Source organism: Gordonia rhizosphera NBRC 16068, assembly GCF_000298195.1.
In the GTDB taxonomy this organism is placed as follows: domain Bacteria; phylum Actinomycetota; class Actinomycetes; order Mycobacteriales; family Mycobacteriaceae; genus Gordonia; species Gordonia rhizosphera.
Window position 1 is genome coordinate 1 of the sequence record NZ_BAHC01000246.1, and the last position, 3,625, is coordinate 3,625.

The window sequence follows — 3,625 nt, forward strand, 5'->3', positions numbered from 1 at the left end:
TTGTACGCGCAGCGTCTGGTGGCGCGTAAGCACTACGACATGGACAACGCCAAGAAGTTGGCCCTCGAACTCGCAGGACTCGCATGACCACCATCGCCGTGCCGACGGATCTGACGGCCCTCGAACCCGCCGGACTGGCATGACGACCACCGAGGTGCCGACCGACGTGGCGGCCTTTGCCGGCTACGTCCGGGAGCGGATGACCCCGCATCTGGGGGAATTCGCGCAGGCGGGCGCCGGTGCTGCCGGGGCTGAGCGCGACGACCACATTGCCGCTGTCGAGGAACTCCGCGAGGGCCACGAGGAGCAGGTCGCGTGTATGCGCCGGTTACAGCGGGTGCTCTATGACGCGGGCATCGCTTGGCCCAGCGGGCCCACGCACCTCGGTGGGCTCGGCCTCACATCGATCCATGACACGGTGGTCGACGAGGTCCTCGACGACATGGGATTCCCTTCTCGGGAAGCACTGTTCGTGGGACTCAACATCGTGGCGCCGGCGCTCGTCCACCATGCGCCGGCGCAGGTGCGCGAACCGGTGGTGACGGGGTTGTACCGGGGTGAACTCATCGGCTGCCAGCTGTTCTCCGAGCCCGGCGCCGGGTCGGATCTGGCGGGTGTCTCCACCCGCGCGGTCCGTGACGGCGACGACTGGGTGCTGCACGGGCAGAAGGTGTGGACGTCGATGGGGCATCTCGCCGATGTGGGGGAGGCCCTGGTGCGGACCGATCCGGCCGCGCCCAAGCATGCCGGGCTGACGATGTTCCTCGTCGACATGCACGCCCCCGGGGTGACGGTGCGCCCAATCCGGCAGATGACCGGTGGGGCCGCCTTCAACGAGGTGTTCCTCGACGGCGTGCGGGTGCCCGACAGCCATCGGATCGGTGGTGTGGGAGAAGGCTGGAAGGTCGCCTCGACCAGCCTCGGCAACGAGCGGTCCACCATGAGTGGTGCAGCCGGACCCCTGACTCCCTACGTACTGGAGCGTGTCGTCGAGCTGGTCAAACGACTTGGTGCCGAAGAGAATCCGATTCTCAGACCCCAGATCGCGAGGACCGTCGCCGCGGTCACGGCGATGCGTGCCGCGGCCGGGCTCACCCCTGGCTCTTGGACACACCGTCTCGAGCCGGTGTCGGGGTCGGTGCTGAAGATGCTGATGACCCGGGCGCTCGACGAGATCGCCCGGCTGGCCGAGGACGTGCTCGGTGAGCGTGCCTTCGTCGACCACGGCGAGAAGGATGCGTTCGCGTGGTCGGAGTTCGTGCTCGGCGTGCCCGCACTGCATCTGGCGGGCGGTACCGACGAGATCCAACGCAATGTGATCGCCCAGCGCGGTCTCGGGCTGCCGCGCAGATAACCACCACCACAGCAACTCTCGAGAATCTACAGATACAGGAGTTCCGGCATGGAGTCATTCATCCAGCACCGAAAAGGTCGTACGCCGCGCCAGATTCATCGTGACGTGGCCGACCTCAAGGACGATGAGCTCGGCCGCTACGGGTTCACCGGCCGCGCCGCGCATTTCTACCGCCGCAACGATCCCACCTCCTATCGTGCGGTGGGGGATCTGACCGGTTTGGACCGGCAGACGTTCGATCTGACGCCGACCGATCAGATCGATCCGGCCGGTGAGCCGTTGGTGATGTTCTACAACGACGACTGCCGGATCTCGCTGAGTCGCCGCCAGGATGTGGCGCCGTTCTACACCCGCAACGTCGACGGCGACGAGTTGCTCTTCGTGCACGAGGGCACCGGCCAGTTCGAGACCGAGTTCGGCCGGTTGCCGTATCGGGCAGGCGATTACGTGTACATCCCGAAGGGCACCACCTACCGGCAGATCCCCGACGGTCCGTCATTGCTGTTGATCATCGAGGCGACCGAGGAGTTCCGGGTACCCGAGGGCGGGGTGTTGGGCCGGTTCTTCCCGTTCGACTCGTCGCTGGTCGTGGTGCCGGAGGCCGAGGTGTTCCCCGACGACGGGCGCGAGGAATACGAGGTGCGGTTCCGTCAGCGGGAGGGTGCGACGTCGATCTTCTACCCGTTCAACCCGCTGGATGTGGAGGGGTGGAAGGGCGACAATTTCGCGTTCACCTTCAACCTCGAAGACTACGACGTGATCACCTCGGACACCGTGCATCTGCCGCCCACGGTGCATCTGTTCATGCAGGCCACCGGCGTGTATGTGATGAACTTCCTGCCCCGGCCGGCCGAGGGCCGCGCCGGCGCCGAACGGATGCCGTGGTATCACCGCAACGTCGACTTCGACGAGATCGCCTTCTACCACGGCGGCAACGTCTTCGGCATCGACATGCCGCCCGGACTCATCTCGCATGCTCCGCAAGGCATCCACCACGGCATCCCCGAGCGCGCCCGCGAGCGGTCGCGGCGGAGGTTCGACGTCGACGAGCGTGTCGAATGGCAGGTCATCTCCATCGACACCCGCCGTCGGCTCACCCCGACACCGGCGATGTTCGACTCGACCCCGGCAGTTGTCGCCGAGGAGGCACAGGTATGAGCGACAAGCGTTTTGAGTATGACCGTATCCCGTATCTCGTCATCTTCGACGACACGTCCGCCTATCGCGACACCTATGGCGGGGTGACCGAGAGTGTGGTGTTGGAGAGTTATCTCCTCAAGCCCAAGGGTGTGCCGTCGGACACGGTGATCATCTTCATGCACCCGATCGGTGGCGGCGCCTATCTGCCGATGAGCAACGCGTTGCCGCGGGCCGGACACCATGTCATCTACTGCAACTCCCGCTATCGGGGCGCCGACTACGCGCTGATCATGGAAAAGGTGGTGCAGGACCTGGGTGCGTGTGTGAAGGATGCCCGCGAACGGTTGGGCTACACCAACGTGATCCTGGCCGGCTGGAGTGGTGGCGGCGCACTGTCGCTGTACTACCAGCAGCAGGCCCAGCACGCCACGGTCACCTCCACCCCGGCCGGGGAGTTGCCGGATCTGACCCAGCTGGATCTGCCCGCCGCCGACGGCATGATGCTGCTCGCCGCGCATGTGAGCCGGCACGGCACGCTGACCGAGTGGATGGATCCGTCGATCCTCGACGAGAACGACCCGGACAAACGGGATCCGGAACTCGACATCTACAACCCGAACAACCCGAACCAGGCGCCCTACACCCCGGAGTTCATCGAACGCTATCGGGCCGCGCAGATCGCCCGTAACCGGCGGATCACCGCGCGGGTCAAAGAACAGCTCGCCGACCTGCGTGGCCGCGGGGAGCCGTTGATGGAACGCGGGTTCGTGGTGAACGGGACCATGGCCGACCCGCGCTGGCTGGATCTGACGCTGGATCCGAACGACCGCGAACCGGGCTGCTATCTGGGCGATCCGCGGATCGTGAACATGGGTCCGGTCGGGTTGGCGCGGTTCACCACGCTGCGTAGCTGGCTGTCGCAGTGGAGCTACGACGACGCCAATGGTGACGGCCCCCGCTGTGCGGCGGATCTGGAGGTGCCGACCCTGGTGATCGGTAACTCCGCGGACAATGCGTGCACGCCGAGTCACACCAACCGTCTGTACGAGGCGGTCGGCTATCACGACAAGACGCTGCGCACCATCGAGGGCGCCACGCACTACTACTCGGGCAAGGCACAGGTCCCCTATC

Annotated in this window: 3 protein-coding genes; all 3 read left to right on the forward strand. The window is 65.8% G+C overall.

Going from position 1 to position 3,625, the window contains the following annotated elements:
• Positions 1–139: 139 nt before the first annotated feature.
• The gene (locus GORHZ_RS28630; protein WP_006339462.1) at positions 140–1,354 is read left to right on the forward strand and encodes an acyl-CoA dehydrogenase family protein; all 1,215 of its coding nucleotides are present in this window, start codon (positions 140–142) and stop codon (positions 1,352–1,354) included.
• 48 nt (positions 1,355–1,402) lie between these two features.
• Complete coding sequence (locus GORHZ_RS28635; protein ID WP_006339463.1) at positions 1,403–2,512, forward strand: homogentisate 1,2-dioxygenase; 1,110 nt, start codon at positions 1,403–1,405, stop codon at positions 2,510–2,512.
• On the forward strand, positions 2,509–3,625 hold a 1,117-nt coding region (locus GORHZ_RS28640), incomplete at its 3' end, for an alpha/beta hydrolase (RefSeq protein WP_006339464.1). The genes GORHZ_RS28635 and GORHZ_RS28640, both read left to right, overlap by 4 nt.

Excerpts from the sequence above, each read along its gene's own strand:
- GORHZ_RS28630 (WP_006339462.1), top strand. The coding sequence starts at position 140 with ATGACGACCACCGAGGTGCCGACCGACGTGGCGGCCTTTGCCGGCTAC.
- GORHZ_RS28635 (WP_006339463.1), top strand. The coding sequence starts at position 1,403 with ATGGAGTCATTCATCCAGCACCGAAAAGGTCGTACGCCGCGCCAGATT.